The 13,765-nt window shown below is 70.1% G+C and carries 12 protein-coding genes and 2 tRNA genes; 5 read left to right on the top strand and 9 right to left on the bottom strand.

From position 1 onward, the window contains the following. The first annotated feature begins 16 nt into the window (after positions 1-16). The gene (locus FM112_RS02035; protein WP_087002732.1) at positions 17-904 is read left to right on the top strand and encodes a hypothetical protein; all 888 of its coding nucleotides are present in this window, start codon (positions 17-19) and stop codon (positions 902-904) included. Here FM112_RS02035 and FM112_RS02030 read toward each other — a convergent pair. The 4 genes from FM112_RS02030 to FM112_RS02015 form a co-directional block, all read right to left on the bottom strand. After that, on the bottom strand, positions 901-2,679 hold the full coding sequence (locus FM112_RS02030; RefSeq protein WP_087002730.1) for a glycerol-3-phosphate dehydrogenase/oxidase: 1,779 nt from the start codon (positions 2,677-2,679) through the stop codon (positions 901-903). The two genes, FM112_RS02035 and FM112_RS02030, sit on opposite strands and share 4 nt — an antisense overlap. Then, the gene (locus tag FM112_RS02025) at positions 2,676-3,680 is read right to left on the bottom strand and encodes a hypothetical protein (RefSeq protein WP_087002728.1); all 1,005 of its coding nucleotides are present in this window, start codon (positions 3,678-3,680) and stop codon (positions 2,676-2,678) included. The genes FM112_RS02030 and FM112_RS02025 overlap by 4 nt, the downstream gene beginning before the upstream one ends. A gap of 154 nt (positions 3,681-3,834) precedes the next feature. Further along, positions 3,835-3,981, bottom strand: coding sequence for a hypothetical protein (locus FM112_RS17055; RefSeq protein ID WP_176386627.1), 147 nt, complete (start codon positions 3,979-3,981; stop codon positions 3,835-3,837). 383 nt (positions 3,982-4,364) lie between these two features. Beyond that, on the bottom strand, positions 4,365-4,826 hold the full coding sequence (locus tag FM112_RS02015) for a hypothetical protein (RefSeq protein ID WP_087002723.1): 462 nt from the start codon (positions 4,824-4,826) through the stop codon (positions 4,365-4,367). 136 nt (positions 4,827-4,962) lie between these two features. Here FM112_RS02015 and FM112_RS02010 point away from each other — a divergent pair, with 136 nt between their 5' ends. Further along, the gene (locus FM112_RS02010; protein WP_087002721.1) at positions 4,963-5,418 is read left to right on the top strand and encodes a hypothetical protein; all 456 of its coding nucleotides are present in this window, start codon (positions 4,963-4,965) and stop codon (positions 5,416-5,418) included. A 130-nt stretch (positions 5,419-5,548) separates the two neighbouring features. Here FM112_RS02010 and FM112_RS02005 read toward each other — a convergent pair. Continuing rightward, positions 5,549-5,621, bottom strand: a tRNA-His gene (locus FM112_RS02005). 194 nt (positions 5,622-5,815) lie between these two features. Next, a complete protein-coding gene (gene orn, locus FM112_RS02000; RefSeq protein WP_087002719.1) occupies positions 5,816-6,466 on the bottom strand; it encodes an oligoribonuclease in 651 nt (216 codons plus the stop codon). Positions 6,467-6,875: 409 nt separating this feature from the next. Between orn and FM112_RS17485 the strand changes: the two genes are divergently transcribed. After that, the gene (locus tag FM112_RS17485) at positions 6,876-9,179 is read left to right on the top strand and encodes an HNH endonuclease signature motif containing protein (RefSeq protein ID WP_087002716.1); all 2,304 of its coding nucleotides are present in this window, start codon (positions 6,876-6,878) and stop codon (positions 9,177-9,179) included. Positions 9,180-10,238: 1,059 nt separating this feature from the next. Here FM112_RS17485 and FM112_RS01990 read toward each other — a convergent pair. The 3 genes from FM112_RS01990 to FM112_RS01980 are packed head-to-tail and all read right to left on the bottom strand — an operon-like array spanning position 10,239 to position 12,286. Further along, positions 10,239-10,973 carry a hypothetical protein gene (locus tag FM112_RS01990; protein WP_087002714.1) on the bottom strand — a complete coding sequence of 245 codons (735 nt, stop codon included), beginning with the start codon at positions 10,971-10,973 and terminating at the stop codon, positions 10,239-10,241. After that, positions 10,970-11,887, bottom strand: coding sequence for an ABC transporter ATP-binding protein (locus FM112_RS01985; RefSeq protein ID WP_087002712.1), 918 nt, complete (start codon positions 11,885-11,887; stop codon positions 10,970-10,972). Before FM112_RS01985 ends, FM112_RS01990 begins: the two co-directional genes overlap by 4 nt. A gap of 33 nt (positions 11,888-11,920) precedes the next feature. Further along, on the bottom strand, positions 11,921-12,286 hold the full coding sequence (locus tag FM112_RS01980; protein ID WP_087002710.1) for a GntR family transcriptional regulator: 366 nt from the start codon (positions 12,284-12,286) through the stop codon (positions 11,921-11,923). Positions 12,287-12,536: 250 nt separating this feature from the next. On the opposite strand from FM112_RS01980, the gene FM112_RS01975 reads away from it, so the two are divergent. Together FM112_RS01975 and FM112_RS01970 are read left to right on the top strand one after the other, a co-directional pair. Continuing rightward, positions 12,537-12,609 (top strand) — tRNA-Arg (locus tag FM112_RS01975). A 97-nt stretch (positions 12,610-12,706) separates the two neighbouring features. Next, positions 12,707-13,690, top strand: coding sequence for a LysR family transcriptional regulator (locus tag FM112_RS01970; protein WP_087002708.1), 984 nt, complete (start codon positions 12,707-12,709; stop codon positions 13,688-13,690). The last annotated feature ends 75 nt before the right edge of the window (positions 13,691-13,765 follow it).

The following is a 13,765-nucleotide window of genomic DNA, read 5'->3' as shown; positions in this document are numbered from 1 at the left end:
GCGGGATACTGGGACCATGGCCCCCTCCGCCGCGGCGCTCGCCGAACGGCTGGTCGCCGCGGTGCGCGACGACCCGGGGAAGCGCGTGCGACTGCTCGTCCGCCTCTACGCGCATCCGGAGATCGGGCGGAGCAGGCTGCCCTATCGGCGCGCGGCGGTGGCCTTCATGCGCTGGCAGCTCCGGCGGGGCCTGCTCGACCCGGGTGCCGGGAGCCCCTGGTGGCGGGCGATGAACGAGGACCTGCTCCGCACGAGCGCGGAGGCGGGCTACCTCGTCGCGGGGCGTCCCGGCGGCCCGTCCTCGCCGGCGGCGGCCTCGGCGGTCCGGTTCCTGCGCCGACCGTCGGCGCGGCACTGGTACCACGCGCACAACGCCTCCGTTGCGAGCGCCTACCTGCGGCACGAGGCGCTGGCCGCGGCGGAGGGGCGGGTCGAGCGGTTCTTCCTCAACCTCGTCCTCATGCGGGTGCTCTACGCGCACGCGCTCGTGGCGGCCCCTCGGCTGGCGCTCGGACCGCTGGCGCCGCTCGGGCCGGTCCTCGGCGATCCGCGGGTTGGGTTCAGCGGCATCTTCTTATCGCTCTCGAGGGTGCTGCCCAACCGGTATCCGCTCGGCGAGGATGTCGCCCCGTACGTCGCGCGGGAGCACGGCCTCGGCCGGCTGCTCGACCACGGACTCGTCCAGCCGCGGCTCCGGGCGCTCTACGACTGGTCCGCGGCCGAACTCGGCATCCCCGAGCTCGCCGGGCTCCTCGTCGACGGCGTGCCCGCCTACGCGTGGCCGGCGGGGGACGACGCCGACTGGCGGCCCGGCGCCGGGCCGGTCGTCCGGGCCGCGCGAAGGCTGCTGCCGGTCCGCGACGCGCGGGTGCCATCTTGGGGGATCCGCCATCCGCGTTCCTAGGAACCTCCGGCGCGCCCCGCATCCTCCGCGCGGCCTCGGGCGGCCGAGGGCATCTCGACGACGACCCGGTGGGCGCGCAGGAGCAGCTCGACGGTCCGGCCGACCTCGGCGTCGCGGCGCGAGGCATCCCAGCCGAGCACGGGCGCGACCGCATCGGCCGCGGCGCGCAGCCCGTCGTGGCGGAGCCCGCCGGTGAACGCGAGGGAGGTGCGGCGGAGCAGCAGGTCGTCCAGATGCACGACCTCCTCGTGCGCGGCGAGATGGGCGAGCTCTTCGGCGAAGTAGCCGGGGAGCTCCGCGAGGGGCTCGGCACGCGCCGGGATCGCCTCGAGCACCTCGGCCGCCTTCGTGCCGTACCGGTCGAGCATCCGCTCCACCGTCGCCGCGGCATGGCCGCGGCCGTGCCGGGCGACCCAGATCGTCCGCGAGGCCCGGTCGATGGGGAAGCCGATGCCGCCGCCGATCACGGTGGTGCGGGTGTCCACGCTCCGCCGCCGGCCGAGCGCCGACAGCGTCTCGTCGGCCAGGTGCTCGCCGAGCGCGCGGAACGTCGTCCACTTGCCTCCCACGAGGCTCAGCAGCGCGGCGCCGCCGACGCGCCCGCGCTCGATGCGGTAGTCGCGGGAGATGAAGCCCGGCGCCGCGTCGTCCTGCCGGGGGAGCGGCCGGATGCCGGAGAAGGTGTAGACGATCTGCGAGCGCTCGACCGGGATCGAGGGGAAGACGTGCCCGATGAGGTCGAAGAAGTAGTCGATCTCCTCGTCGGTGCAGACCGGGGCCTCGCCGGGATCGGCGCGGAGGTCGGTGGTGCCCACGAGGACGCGGCCCTTGAGGGGGTAGATGAGCACGATGCGGCCGTCGGAGTGCTCGAAGAACAGCTCGCGGCCGCGGGTGGCCGCGAGCAGCTGCGGGTGGTCGAGGACGATGTGGGAGCCCTTGGTGCCGCCCATGAACTCGGTCGGCGCTCCGAGCGCGGCGTTGGTGCGGTCCGTCCACGGCCCCGACGCGTTGACGACGACATCCGCGGCGAAGGGGAAGGTCTCGCCGCCGACCTCGTCGCGGAGCAGGACGCCGTCCTCGGCGGCGCCCGTCGCCGAGAGGTAGTTCGCGGCTCGCGCGCTCGGCGCGCCCGAGCGGTCGGCGCCGGCGGCGAGTCCGTCCGAGAGCACGTCGAGCGCGAGGCGCTCGGGATCGTGCATCGACGCGTCGTAGTAGGTGGCCGTGTACTTCAGCGAGGGGTTGAGCCAGGGCAGGTCCCGGAGCGACCTCGCGCGGCCGTGGAAGCGGTGCGGCGGCACCCGCGTGGAGCCGCGGGAGAACGCGTCGTAGAGCGTGAGCCCGGTCTTGATGAGCGCGGCGCCGCGCTCCCGGGGCTCGCCGCGGCCGTGCGTCACGAGCAGGCGGAACGGGGCGCTGAGCAGGCCCGAGAAGGTGGAGAAGATCGGGATGGTGGTCTTGAGCGGCCGCACGTAGTGCGGGGCGTTGCGGATGAGCCGGTTGCGCTCCTGCACGGCCTCCCGCACGAGCCGGAACTCGCCGTTCTCGAGATAGCGGATGCCGCCGTGGATCATGTGGCTCGACGCGGAGGAGGCGCCCGAGGCGAAATCGCCCCGCTCGACGAGGGCCACGTCCACGCCCTGGAGTGCGAGCTCGCGGAAGGCGGCGATGCCGTTGATCCCGCCGCCGATGACGAGCACCTCGGCCCGAGGCCGGGAGCGGAGCTCGGCGACCCTGGCGCGGAGGGGCCGGGCGGCCCCGTTTGCGGATGACGTCATGCGGATTCGCTCCTCGGCGTCCGGCCGGCTGCCCCGACCTCGGCGGCCCGGTTCTTCCGGGCGTCGAGGACCAGCCAGACGATGTGCGTGATGGTGAAGGCGAGCAGCAGCCAGACCATGACCCCGACCATGCCCAGGCCTCCGTCGTTGACATACCGGTGGATCGAGGCGTCGAACTGCTCCCGGTACCGGCTCTGCGCCTCGTTCATCAGCGGCGCGGCGATGAAGAAGAACACCATGCCTCCGAGGTACCAGAGCCAGGCGCCGATGGCGCCCACCCCGTCGAGGGCGCGCATCCACCAGCAGGCCGCGGTGATCGCGAATACCAGCAGGAGCAGGAGCGAGAGCGGCTCGAGGTCGACGGCCACCGCATCGTCAGCGATGACGGTGAGGTGGAGGAAGACCGTGGTCGGCGCGGCCGCGACCACGCCGGCGATCGTGGCGACCGGCCAGGCGGTGCGCCTCCTGACGAGGTCGAGGACCACCGCGATGGCCGCCATCACCATGGCGAGGGAGGGGACGAAGAGCTCCGGGATGCGATGCGGGTCCGGCAGGCAGCCCTCCGGATAGGATCCCTCGCAGCCGCGCATCGCCTCGGCGCCGAGTTCGTAGAGGGAGATGTGCGCCACGCGGAGCTCGATCGTGATCCAGCTCAGCAGCGCCAGGGAAGCGATCAGCGCTGCGAGTGCGGCGACGCCGAAGAAGCGGGCGCCGGCGCGCGAGCCTCGGAGCGAGACCGCCGTGCTCGACAGCACCGTGGCGATGACGGTGAGGATCACCCAGGCGATGACGAGGCCGTTCCCCGGAAGGTCGACGCCCTCCGGCACCGCTCCGTCGAGGAGGGCCGGGATGGAGGCGAAGGCGGCGATCTCGGCGGCGGTGGAGAGCAGCCACACCCAGATGCGTCGGCTCGGCGGCGGCACCGCGTGGGCCGCGACCTGCGCTTCATCGGCCGCGTCCGCGGATGCGGGGCGCGCCGCCGCGTCCTGGTGCTGGTTCATCGTTCATCCCCTTCCGGGCGGGATGCGAACACGGTAGCCGATCGCGCGCGGGGCGGCGTCACCGCCGCACGGGGCGGCATCGGACGCCCCCCCGTATTCCCGCCCCGTATTCCTACCCCGCATATTCCCGCCGCGTGCATCACTGCCACGTGCATCACTGCCACACGAAGAGGAGCTGCTCCTCGCTGTCCGGCTGCGTGTAGCCGGACTTGTACTGGATGCGGACGCCCTCCGGCACCGCGTCGGAGGCGGTGATGAACTCGACGGGGAAGGCCCCCGCCGATTCGTCGGCCACCTGCATGAAGTCGGGGTCCTGGCCGGAGGCCGACCACAGGGGCAGAGGTTGCCCTGGGAGTCCACGGCCTCGATCGCGTCGGCGGAGACCGTCACTTCGAGCTCGGGGTCGTCGAGCACCTGCACGCTCGAGGACATGAGCGGCCCCGGGGCATCCGCCCGCCCGCCCTCCTCGGCCGCGCCTGGGGCGGGCTCCTCGACCTGGATCGAGCCGAGCGCCTCCCCGCCGAGCTCGACCTGCGCCGGCTCGCCGAACGCGGCCTCGACGTCGGCGCCGCGGAAGCCGACGTGCACCCCCGGGCACTGCCCGTCGGGCCGTGCGAACGGCTCGACCTGGCCCGTCGCGATGCGGCCGGTGGCGTTGCCGTAGTCGTCGACGATGAAGAGCGACTAGTCGGCCGGATCGGAGCCCTCGGGCACTTCGAAGGCGAGGTCGATGTCCATGAACTCGTCGCTGTTCACCCCGGTCATGAACTGCTGGTTCGCGCCCGAGACGTCGGCGGGCTCGCATACGCGGCCTTCGGCGTCCGCGAGCACGAGATGGCGTCCGGCGCTGATGACCTCGCTCCAGATCGTCGGCGTCGCGAGCGAGACGTCGACGGTGAATACCGCGCCGTCGGCGGCCGTCTCGATCGCGGGCGCTCCCGTGACGACGGTGAATTCGCCCGCATCCGCGGTCGTCACCCACGCCGCCGCCTCGCCGGTGAACACGGGTGCGGTGGCGCTGCCGCATTCGACGGGCTCGGGGGCGGATTCGGGCGCCGACGGCTGCGGCTGCTGGCTGCACGCCGTCAGTGCGAGCAGCATGGACGAGGCGGCGATGGCGGCGGTCGTACGTCGTCGTGCGGGCATGGATCCTCCAAGATGCTTGGTCCTGCGGACCTCATTCTGCAACGGGGCGCCTGACGGGAGCCGGGGATCGGAGGGCTTCTCCTGGGTGGGCCGAAGGAGTGGGCGCTACGATCGGCCGCGAGTTAAGGAGCGACCAATGGCAATGGACAAGCAGCAGGTCCTGGCGGAGGCGCCGCGGGCGCTCAACGGGGACGAACAGCCGTGGCAGGTCACCGTCGAGGGCGACTCGATCATCGCGACCTGGCGGTGGATGGACGCCCGGTTCTTCGCGCCCGACGCCGTCACCGACGAGCAGCGCGAATACACCTTCACCGCGACGCTCAACGACAAGGGCAGGTGGAAGGAGCAGGATCGGACCGATGAATCGGCCTCGGGCATCAGCGCCGGCGGCGGTCGGATCGGGTTCGGGACCAGCGCGTCGACCTTCAAGGGGAAGACGACGCAGAAGTCCGTCTCCTTCGGCTTCGGCCAGAACAAGGCCGACGGCGAGGTCGGCATGGTGGAGTCCCGGCTGGACACCTCGCTGATCAAGGATGCGGTGCGGGGCTATCTCAAGCAGTGCGGCTGGAAGAAGGCGGGGCTGTTCGGGTAGGGGCGGCTGACCCGGATCGCCCGGGGCGGAACGTGGATCGCGCGCAGAGCGTGAGCGGGGACCGGCGCCGGGAAAAGGAGCGACCCCCGACTTCCGTGCCGCGGCATCGAAGTCGGGGGTCTGCGTTCGGGGTGAGTAACGGGGCTTGAACCCGCGACCTCCTGGACCACAACCAAGCGCTCTACCGACTGAGCTATACCCACCGTGCCGGCGCCCTGCAGGCGCCAACCATGGAATCCTACCCCAATCCTGTTGAATCGGCGAATCGATTCGACCGCTTCCGATCGCGAATCGGCGAATCGATTCGATCAGTGTTGGCTGCGATTCGGCGAATCGCAGCCGTGCGGATTCAGCCCCGGTCGGGTGCCGGTTCGGACTGTTGCGGATTCGGGCCGCGCTACTGCTCCTCGGGCTCCGCGAAGCGCTCGAGGTTCGGTGCGAAATCGGCGACGACGCGCTCCGAGACGGCCTTGAGCGACTGGCTGTCGGGGCCGGGCTGGGGGATGCACATCGCCTCGCGGTAGTAGCGGAGCTCTCGGATGGACTCGAGGATGTCCGCCGTCGCGCGGTGGCCGCCGTGCTTCTCGGGGGAGTTGAAGTAGACCCGCGGGTACCAGTGGCGCGAGAGCTCCTTGAGCGTGGAGACGTCGATGTTCCGGTAGTGGAGGTGCGCGTCGAGCTTCGGCATGTAGCGGTTGATGAACATGCGGTCGGTGCCGATCGTGTTTCCCGCGAGCGGCGCCTGGCGCTCGCCCGGCACGAAGCGCTTGATGTAGTCGAGCACCTGCCGCTCCGCCTCCTCGACGCTCGCGCCGAAGGGGATCTCGTCGAGCAGGCCGGAGGTGCGGTGCATGCCGGTCACGAAATCGTTCATGTGGTCCATCGCGGCCTGCGAGGGCTTGATGACGACGTCCAGGCCTGCCTTGTCGAGGAGATTCAGCTCGTAGTCGGTCACGAACACCGCGATCTCGCACAGCTCGTCGACCTCCACCTCGAGCCCGGTCATCTCGCAGTCGATCCAAACTAGGCGGTCCTGTGTTGCACTCATGCGCTCAATCCTAATGACGATGCGCGCGGGCGAGGGGCGGCTGTGGGCAACGCGCGCTGGCGGGTGCGATTCGGTGTCCTCCATTCGCCGAGCTCTCCATGCGCCGAGCCGGCGACAAGGCGTCGAAAGTGGCGGGCAGGGGGGCAGTACGGTGCCCCCATGCTCGGAACCGATGACGCGCGGCTTCGGCGGCACGGCACCGATGTCGGTGGGTGGTGCTTCGATGAACTCGGAAGGATCTTCCGACGCCGTGAACGGGTGGGTGCGGGCGCACGACGCGATGGAGGAGCCGGTGGAACGGCGCGTATAATCGTATATTTGTTCTAGTAATACCGATTCTTTCAGCGAAAAAGTATTGAAATAATCATCGAAATATGATTGGCTGGATTGCAGTCGAGGAGGTCTGCGCATGGAAGCGGTGCAGTTCGATCGTCGCTCCGACGACGAGCGCGCGGGCGACCGTGCCGCGCTCATGCGCGCGTTCGACGATTTCCTGTCCTCCTGGTACTCCCTCGCGCCTCGCTCTGCTGGAGACGTCCTGGAGGACGACCTCGAGGTGGCGGCGGGTGCGGATGTGCTGGACCTGATGCGGGTCCTCGCAGAGCTGCGGCGCAGGGTCGATGTCGCGGCCGCCATCGCGGCGCGAGAGGTCGACCGCCGGTCCGATCCGATTCGGGGCGCCGAAGGGCTCGCCCGGCGTCACGGCTGTCGGAACGGGTCGGATCTGGTAGCGGAGCTCCTCCGGGTGGAGGCTCGGGACGCCGCCGCGCTGGTGCGGGTCGGGCGCGCGATCGTCGGAGAGCGCGGCCTGACCGGCGATCGCGTGCCGCCGAAGGCGGAGCACGTCGCCGAGGCGATGCGCGGCGGCGAAATCGGGGTGGCGCACGCGAACGAGGTCGTAGCGCTGCGCGCCAGACTCGCGCCCCGAGTGGAGCCGGAGGAGCTCGATATCGGCGAACGCGAGCTGGTCGAGACCGCACGCGACGGGATGCGGCTGCGGGACTTCCGCAAGGTGTGCGCGCGCGTCGAGGCGCATCTCGACCCCGACGGCGTCGCGCCGTCGTTGGAGGCGCAGCGCCGCGAGCGATCCCTGACGATCCGCACCGACGTGTCGACGGGGATGGTGCATCTGCGTGGGAGATTCGATGCGGAGTCCGGCGCCTATATCGCGCACGGGCTGGAGGCCTATACGACCGGGCAGCTCCGGACCTCTCGGGGTCGAAACGTCCTCGGCGACCCAGCCGTGCCGACCGCCGGTGAACGCAGCGGCCCGGACGGCGCCGTGGTCGGGCGGGCCCCAGAGGAGGCGCCCGGAACGGCTGCCGATGAGTCGAGATGCGGCGGCGCGAGCAGCGCCGGGCACGGTTCGGGCGTGCATTTCGCCCCGACGGCATCTCTGGAAGCGGCGGACCAGGTGACGGTGGACACCCGCTCGGTGGTCCAGATGCAGGCCGATGCGATGGTGGAGTTCTGCAAGCACGTGCTCGGGTGCGACCATTCGCGGCTGCCCGGACCCTCGACCACCGTGGTGGTGCGCATGGGGCTCGACGACCTCGTCGACGTCGACGAGCCGGTCCCGGTGGCGGAGACCGCGGCCGCCAACGGCTTCGACCCGACTGACGGAGCGGTGCTTCGCGTGGTCGCGGCCCGCCGCAGCCCGGAGGAATCCAGGCGACCGGTCGAGGTGCGGTCGTTGCGCCCCAGGGCGCGGCAGGCAGGAGCCGCGGCGGGTGCGCGCCGAGGCTCCGCGGAAGACGTGCGAGATGCCCCGCGTCTCCGGGAGTCTGCACGTCCCGGGGACGCTGAACCCAACGATGCTTCCGAGGGCATTGACGGTCCCGAGGGCATCGGCGCTCTCGCGGACGGTCGAGGGCAACCGGCCGACGGCACTCGGAATTTCCGCCTGCTCGCCATCTCGGGATCCGGTCGCGGTCGCAGCCGCGAAGCGGAGGGAGCATCGAGCCTGCGCGACGGCCCTCGCGGCGTCGGCGGACTCGCGGAGATCGACGGAGGCCCTGTGATCGATGCCGGAGCGGCGAGGAGACTCGCGGCATCGGCCGGGCTCATCCCGATGGTGCTCGGCGGAGATGGCGAGGTGCTCGACCTCGGACGAGAGCGCCGGCAATTCACCCGCGCGCAACGACTCGCCCTGGTGGAGCGCGACGGCGGTTGCGCGATGTGCGGACTCCCGCCGGGCATGACCGAGGCGCATCACGTGCGCTGGTGGCACGCCCACGACGGCAGAACCGACCTCGACAACGGGGTCCTGCTCTGCACGAACTGCCACCATCGCATGCACGAGGGCTGGCAGGTTCGGATCGCCCACGCGCCCGACCCTGCGAACGGGCGGGATTCGTCGAGCCGTCGGGGCTCTGCGGGCAGCCGCCGGAACCTTGCGGGCAGCAGGGGCCCTGAAGGCAGCCCGGGCCCTGCGGGCGATCGGGACCTTGCGGGCGGCCCGGACCCTGCGAGCAGCCGGGGCCTTACAAGTGGTGGAGCTCCTGCGAGTGGTGGAGACTCTGCGCGCGGTCGTCGCTCGGGGAGCGGCCGGCCTTCGGGGAGTCGAGGCGGGTCGGGAACCGTGTGGTTCATCCCTCCCGGCGACGTGGACTGGCAGCAGCGTCCGCGCCTGGGCGGCAGGAAGCGATTCGACCCGATCTACCGGCGGGAGCATCCGCCGATCCCGCTTCCGGGCTACGCAGACGAGCCGTGACGCCGATTGCGGTGATGCGTCCTGCTCGCCCGCGCCATTCGGGACGTGCGAGCGTGCGGTTCCTGAACGTGGACGAGCGCCGAGTCTGGGGCCGTTCGCGTCGGAGACTGTTCTGTCGAAGGCCGATCTGTCGGGCCTCACGTGCGGTTCTGCGGCGGACCTTGTTACCAGTTCGGCCGGGTCTTCCAGCCCGCGAGGGTACTGACTGCGAAGACGACGCCTAACGCCGGCCGACACAATTCAGGTCCGGATCGTTGGTTCGGAACCGATCGAAGTGGGGGTGAGCCGTAATCAGGGCGGCGCCTGCAGCAATAGCGATGACGAAGAAGACGATGTATCGACCGACAGCGCGTCTCATGGCTAGCCTCTATTGGCGCAGCTCATAACCGCAGAGACGGCAGTGCGGCCAACGACTGCAGTCCATGCGCGCAGCGCTGACGGTATCGGTGCGGTGTCACTGCGGCGGTGGGGTTTCAAAGGGACAGGACGGGAACCCTTGCAGGGCCGGGAACGCGGCACCGTCGTCTGCGCCACCGTCGTCTGCGTCTGCGTCTGCGTCTGCGTCTGCGTCTGCGGCGAGCTTGGCCATGAAGCCAGGAAGCAGGCAGGGCTGGGAGGAGGGCTATCGGGTCGCCTGCTTGTGGGGTGGGGCAGGCGACTGTGCGGGAAGCGCACTGGGCCGATGTGGGGAGTCATCTGCGAGGAACGGCGACCCGGCTTGCCAGTGACCCGGCTTCCCTACGTCCCGGTGTCCCGGTGTTACGCCGGCCCGGTGTCCTGGCGGCAGGATGGCCTTGGTGCCTTGGTGCCTTGGTGCCTTGGTGCCTTGGTGCCTTGGCGTCACGGCGTCACGGCGGACCGGCGACCGGCGACCGGCGACTCGGTGGCCCGGTGGCCTGGCCGCCTGGCAATCTGGCGACCCGGCGGCACGGCCCCGGCGGGCCAGGAAAGCTGCGAGGGGCCGCCGCCCCGATTCGACGGAGCGGCGGCCCCTCGCGGGACTCATGCCGACGGCCTGCGCGAGACCGGCCTGGGCGGACCGGCCTCGCGGGACCGCGATCACACGGTGGCCCTGCGGAGCGTCAGATAGGTTCCGACGGCGGCGACGCCGGTGAGCGCCAGGCCGAGGAGGGTGAGGACGAACGCCCCGGTGTCGACGAACCAGCCGATCACCGCCGGCCACGACTCGGTCCTCGTGATGAGGAGGAGGGAGAGCGCCAGGGCGAGCCCGAGCACGATCCCGACGCTGACGATCGCCAGGGTCCCGAACCGCTTCCAGATCGTGGCCGCCCAGAACCCGATCACGAACAGCAGCAGCGTGAACATGAAGTAGGACAGCCACGCCGAGATCCAGCCGGGCTCGAAGAGCCAGTCGAGATGCGCGACGCGTCCGTTCATGCCGTAACCGTCGGTGAGCAACTCGACGCCGGCGAGCAGGATGAAGAGCGTGGCCATCAGCGCGGCCGCGATGACGCCGAAGACGAGCGTGCCGAGGAGGAACTCGCGCCGGGTCACGCTCATCGCCTGCGCGAAGGGGAAGGCGAGCGTCAGCGACTGCACGCCCAGGGCCATGAAGTACCAGAGCGGCGCATTCGCCGCGCCGGCCACCTTGATGCCATCGCCGGGGATCATCGCGAAGATGAGCACGGAGATCACCACGGCGGCGACGAGGATGAGCAGCGGCACCCAGACGAGCGATTGCGTGTTGATGAGCTGCAGCCGCAGCACGTTCATGACGCGGTTGCCGGATGCGGGCCGGGCGCGGGTCGCCTCGGCGGGGGTTGCGGTGGTCATCGCAGGGCTCCTTCCTGCTGGTCTGCGGACTCGTCGGACGCCGGGGACGCGTGCTGCGTGCGGCGCACGATGAGCTGTTGGAGTGAGACGGGCGCGAGGTCGAGCCCCGCGTCGCGGACTGCGGCGAGCTCCTCGGCGGTGAGCTTGCCGAGGAAGGTGACGGAGGCCACCCGGCCGAGCTCCTCGCGGTGCAGCACCTCGCGGTCCGCGACGAACCGCTCGACGGCCTGCGCATCGCCCACCAAGTTCGTGGCCTGCTCCCGGGCGCTCTCGGCGGGCTCGTCCATGAGGATGCGTCCGCGGTCGATCACGATGACGTGCTCGATGAGGTTCGCGATCTCGTCGATGAGGTGGCTCGAGAGCAGCACGGTACGGGGATGCTCGGCGTAGTCCGCGATCAGGCGGTCGTAGAACGTCTGCCGGGCCACCGCGTCGAGGCCGAGGTACGGCTCGTCGAAGAACGTGATCTCCGCCCGCGAGGCGAGTCCGATGATCACGCCCACGGCCGAGAGCTGGCCGCGCGACAGCTTCTTGATCGACTGCTTCATCGGCAGCTGGAAATCCTCGATGAGCTGCTCGGCGAACTCCTGATCCCAATTGCGGAAGAAGAGCCGCGCCGTGCGGAACGCGTGCGTCGCCGTCGCCTCATCGGGGTACTTCTGGCTCTCGCGGACGAAGCAGATGCGGCTCAGGACGCGAGGATTCTCATAGGGATCCTCGCCGAAGACCCGCACGGACCCGCTCGTCGCGAAGTTCTGCGCGGTGAGGATCGACATCGCCGTGGTCTTCCCCGCGCCGTTGCGGCCGAGGAAGCCGTAGATGGTGTTGCGCTCGATATCGAAACCGACATCGTCGAGCGCGAGCTTGGTCTTGTATCGCTTGGTGAGATTGCGGACTTGGATGACGGGGTCCATGTCGGTCCCTTCCGGTTGTCGGCCTGAGCCGGGTCAGCTGTCGTGGGGAGGCGCGTAGTCGCGGATGAGCCGCGTCACGTCCTCGGGGGAGAGGCCCAGGGTGCGGGCCTCGGCGATGAGCGGGGCGATGAATCGGTCGGCGAAGGCCTGGCGCCGTTCCGCGAGCACGCGGTCGCGGGCGCCTTCGGAGACGAACATGCCGATTCCGCGTCGCTTGTAGAGCACGCCCTTGTCGACGAGCATGTTGACTCCTTTCGCGGCGGTGGCGGGGTTGATGCGGTAGAAGCTCGCGAGTTCGTTCGTGGACGGCGCGCGGCTCTCCTCGGCGAGGGAGCCGTCGACGACCCGGTCCTCGATGCCCTCGGCGATCTGGACGAACAGGGGCTTGCCTTCATCCATCGCTCCCGCCTTTCCGATGTGGTGTGGTTCATTACTCAACTAATTAACCATGCAGGCAATGAAGAGTCAAGGGTCTGCTGCAGAACTCTTGGGGAAGGGCGGGCCGGCGCTCCATGGGCACTCCCGATGGAGAGGTCGGGAGACCGTCGAGCTCGACGATGCCGGGTGCGGCGCGGCCTTCTGGGCTGCCGGATGCCGGGGCGACGGATGCGCTCGCAACGGCCCCCGCGGCCGCTAGACTTGCCGCGATGCCTCCATAGCTCAATGGATAGAGCAACGGCCTTCTAATCCGTAGGTTGCAGGTTCGAGTCCTGCTGGGGGCGCCGAGCGCGCGAGCCCGGCCTCCCGTTCCCGAGTCGAAGGGCGCGAGGTCCGGGCCCTGTCGGCGTCGCACCTCGTGCGCGTGCCATGCTTGCAGTCATGCCGGTGGAACAACTCGTCACGCTCCAACAGCTCAAGTACTTCGTCGAGGTGGTGAACCAGGGGTCGATCATGGGCGCGGCCGCCGTGCTGTACCGGTCGCAGCCGAGCCTGTCCGCGTCGATGAAGGACCTCGAGGCCCGCCTCGGCAAGGAGCTCTTCATCCGCTCGGCGCGCGGCATCTCGCTCACCTCCGACGGCATCGAGTTCCTCGGCTACGCGCGCCAGGTGGTCGAGCAGGCCGAGCTGCTGGAGCGGCGGTTCGGCTCGGGCGCGCCGTCGAAGCGCCAGCTCGCGGTCTCGGCCCAGCACTACGCCTTCGCGGTCAACGCCTTCGTCGACATGGTGCGCGACGCCGGCTCCTCCGAGTACGAGTTCACGCTGCGCGAGACCCGCACCCACGACCTCATCGAGGACGTGCGCACCATGCGGAGCGAGCTCGGCATCCTCTACCGCAACGACTTCAACCGCCGGGTCGTCGACAAGCTCCTGCGCGACGCAGGCCTGGCCTTCCATCCGCTGTTCATGGCGAAGCCGCACGTGTTCGTCGGCCGGGGCAACCCCCTCGCGGGGCGAAGCGCCGTCACCCTCGACGACCTCCGGCCGTTCCCGCGGCTGTCCTTCGACCAGGGCGAGCACAACTCCTTCCACCTGTCCGAGGAGATCCTCAGCACGGAATCCGCGCCGAAGTCGATCCGGGTCAGTGACCGCGCGACGATCTTCAACCTCATGATCGGGCTCGACGGCTACACCATCTCGACCGGCATCGTCAGTGAGGACCTCAACGGGCCGGACATCGTGAGCGTCCCGCTGCGAGTCGAGGAGCGCATCGAGATCGGCTGGATCGCGCACGCATCGATCCAGCTCACGCAACAGGCCGTCGGCTACCTGGATTCGCTGCGCTCGGTGGTGGCCGACTACGGCGTCGACCTGATCGAGGGCGGAGCCGAGGAGGCCGGGAAGACGGGGCCGAGGCGGCCATAGCCGCCGCGAAAGCTCGACACCGACTCGCCTATAGGGCTGGCCTATGGTCCACTATCGATCATCGCTCTTACCCGA

The organism is Gulosibacter sp. 10, assembly GCF_900163695.1.
Classification (GTDB): Bacteria; Actinomycetota; Actinomycetes; order Actinomycetales; family Microbacteriaceae; genus Gulosibacter.
This window is presented reverse-complemented; position numbering and strand designations above follow the sequence as displayed.

Bases quoted from the DNA above. Each gene is read 5' to 3' on its own strand.
- FM112_RS02035 (WP_087002732.1), top strand. From the start codon at position 17: ATGGCCCCCTCCGCCGCGGCGCTCGCCGAACGGCTGGTCGCCGCGGTG.
- FM112_RS02030 (WP_087002730.1), bottom strand. From the start codon at position 2,679: ATGACGTCATCCGCAAACGGGGCCGCCCGGCCCCTCCGCGCCAGGGTC.
- FM112_RS02025 (WP_087002728.1), bottom strand. From the start codon at position 3,680: ATGAACCAGCACCAGGACGCGGCGGCGCGCCCCGCATCCGCGGACGCG.
- FM112_RS17055 (WP_176386627.1), bottom strand. From the start codon at position 3,981: ATGCAGGTGGCCGACGAATCGGCGGGGGCCTTCCCCGTCGAGTTCATC.
- FM112_RS02015 (WP_087002723.1), bottom strand. From the start codon at position 4,826: ATGCCCGCACGACGACGTACGACCGCCGCCATCGCCGCCTCGTCCATG.
- FM112_RS02010 (WP_087002721.1), top strand. From the start codon at position 4,963: ATGGCAATGGACAAGCAGCAGGTCCTGGCGGAGGCGCCGCGGGCGCTC.
- orn (WP_087002719.1), bottom strand. From the start codon at position 6,466: ATGAGTGCAACACAGGACCGCCTAGTTTGGATCGACTGCGAGATGACC.
- FM112_RS17485 (WP_087002716.1), top strand. From the start codon at position 6,876: ATGGAAGCGGTGCAGTTCGATCGTCGCTCCGACGACGAGCGCGCGGGC.
- FM112_RS01990 (WP_087002714.1), bottom strand. From the start codon at position 10,973: ATGACCACCGCAACCCCCGCCGAGGCGACCCGCGCCCGGCCCGCATCC.
- FM112_RS01985 (WP_087002712.1), bottom strand. From the start codon at position 11,887: ATGGACCCCGTCATCCAAGTCCGCAATCTCACCAAGCGATACAAGACC.
- FM112_RS01980 (WP_087002710.1), bottom strand. From the start codon at position 12,286: ATGGATGAAGGCAAGCCCCTGTTCGTCCAGATCGCCGAGGGCATCGAG.
- FM112_RS01970 (WP_087002708.1), top strand. From the start codon at position 12,707: ATGCCGGTGGAACAACTCGTCACGCTCCAACAGCTCAAGTACTTCGTC.